Source organism: Trebonia sp., from assembly GCF_049794275.1.
In the GTDB taxonomy this organism is placed as follows: Bacteria; Actinomycetota; Actinomycetes; order Streptosporangiales; family Streptosporangiaceae; genus Trebonia.
The window spans coordinates 1-2,207 of record NZ_JBARCR010000761.1 but is presented as its reverse complement, the minus strand read 5'-3'; the positions used below and the strand labels follow the sequence as shown (position 1 = coordinate 2,207).

The 2,207-nt window shown below is 70.7% G+C and carries 2 protein-coding genes; both read left to right on the top strand.

What is annotated here, in order from left to right:
* Window positions 1–138 precede the first annotated feature (138 nt).
* A complete protein-coding gene (locus WA805_RS19875; RefSeq protein WP_422280222.1) occupies window positions 139–954 on the top strand; it encodes a PSP1 domain-containing protein in 816 nt (271 codons plus the stop codon).
* Window positions 955–1,003: 49 nt separating this feature from the next.
* Window positions 1,004–2,207: alpha/beta fold hydrolase (locus WA805_RS19870; protein WP_425243079.1), on the top strand; the 1,204-nt coding region annotated here is incomplete at its 3' end.

Genomic DNA, 2,207 nt, shown 5'->3' with positions numbered 1-2,207 from the left:
TGCCCTGGTGCCCTACTTCGGGGACACCAGAGCGTAATGCTATCGAAAGATGAGCATGTTACGAGTGAGTCCGCTTCGTGGTTACCGGATAGTGACCATTCGCCCGGCCGCGCTTACCCTAGACCGGTGGGCATGATGATGGCAGTGAGCTTCGAACGGTACGGGCGGCTGTATTACCTGGATCCCGGGGACTACGAGCCGAAGATCGGCGACAAGGTGCTGGTGCCCACCGACGGCGGTCCTGAGGTGGCCGAGTGCGTCTGGGCACCGCAGTGGATCTCGGAAGAGGTCGGCGGCCTCCCGGTCTGCGCCGGCCTGGCCGGCGAGGAGGACCTGGCCAGAAACGAGGAGAACCGGCGGCGCCGCGCCGAGGGGCGGCTGGCCGCGAAGCGGCTGATCCGCGAGCTCGAGCTGCCGATGAAGGTCACCGCGGTCGACTATCTGTCGGCCACGAACGTGTTCACGGTCTACTTCAGCGCGCCGCACCGGGTGGACTTCCGCGCGCTGGTCCGCGACCTCGCCGCGCGGCTGCGCGCCCGGGTGGAGTTGCGGCAGATCGGCCCGCGGGACGAGGCGCGGCTGCAGGGCGGCATCGGCCCGTGCGGCCGGGACCTGTGCTGCGCGACGTTCCTCAAGGACTTCGAGCCGGTGTCGGTCCGGATGGCGAAGGACCAGGACCTGCCGGTCAACCCGATGCGCATCGCGGGCGCGTGCGGCCGCCTGATGTGCTGCCTCAAGTACGAGCACCCGCTCTACCAGGACTTCAAGAAGAACGCGCCGCGCGCCGGCACGCAGGTCGACACGCCGGAGGGCGCGGGGACCGTCGTGGGGCACAACGTGCCGTCCGACACCGTAGTCGTCAAGCTGGCCGCGGACGGCAGCAGCTGCGCCTGCCCCCGCGCGAGCGTCTGCGGCTCCCGCAAGGCTTACGACTCTATGTACGGCAAGGGATAGTGGATCATTAGGGCCCCTCTGGGGTACCCGACGATCCACTATGTTGGCGATGCCCAGAAATTACTCTCGTCTAGGCGCGGCGGCGGCCGTGGTTATCGCCGTCCTGGTCTCAGCCTGCACGGCGGGGAGCCCCGCGACGTCCCAGCCGGCCCCGACAGCGAGCTCCGCGCCGGCCGGGCCTCCGCCGGTCAGCATCGCCGGGTACTACGCGCAGCGGCTGAGCTGGCAGCCATGCGACAAGGGCTTCGAGTGCGCCCGGCTGTACGTCCCGTTCGACTACAGCCGCCCGGCCGGGCCCAGGTTCTCGCTCCCCGTCGTCAAGCTGCCCGCCGCCGATCCGGCCAGCCGGGTCGGCGCGCTCGTGATCAACCCCGGCGGCCCTGGCGGGTCCGGCGTCGAGTACGCGCTCGGCGCCCGCTCCGGCGAGTTCACCCAGGAAGCGCTGAACCGGTTCGACATCGTCGGCTTCGACCCGCGCGGCGTCGGCGGCAGCCTGCCCGCGGTGCGCTGCATGACCGGCCCGCAGCTCGACACCTACTTCGCGGTCAACGGCGACCCGGCCAACGCCGCGCAGCTCGCGACCGTGGTCTCCGAGAGCAAGCTGTACGCGGCGGAGTGCGCCCGCAACGCCGCCGCCCTGCTGCCGTACATGGGCACGGTGAACGCGGCGAAGGACATGGACGTGCTGCGTGCCGCGCTGGGCGAAAACGCCCTCACATACCTGGGGAAGTCATACGGAACGTACCTCGGCGCCTCTTACGCGCAGCAGTTCCCTACCAAGGTGCGGGCGCTGGTGCTTGACGGCGCCGTGGACCCCAAAGCGAGCGGCCTGCAGCTCGACGTGACGCAGGCGGCCGGGTTCGAGTCCGCGTTCGGCCAGTTCGCGGCCTGGTGCGCCGGCCAGCAGGGCTGCCCACTGGGGAACAGCGCGAGCGGCGCGGTCGCCAAGGTGGCGGGCCTGCTCAGCGCCGCGACTGCGCATCCGCTCACCAACCTGCTCGGCGACGGCCAGCCGGCCAACGGCGCGATGCTGCAGACCGGCATCGCGGCGGCGCTGTACGCGCGGCCGGAATGGCCGCTGCTGAAAAGCGCGCTGTCCGGCGCTTTCGGCGGCGACGGGACCATCCTCGTCGAGCTCGCCGACTCGCTGCTCGAGCGGAACCCGAACGGCACCTACAGCAACCTGGCCGACGCGGAGCTGTCGGTCGACTGCGTCGACCGCGCGTGGCCGCGTACGGTCTCCGCCTTCGCCG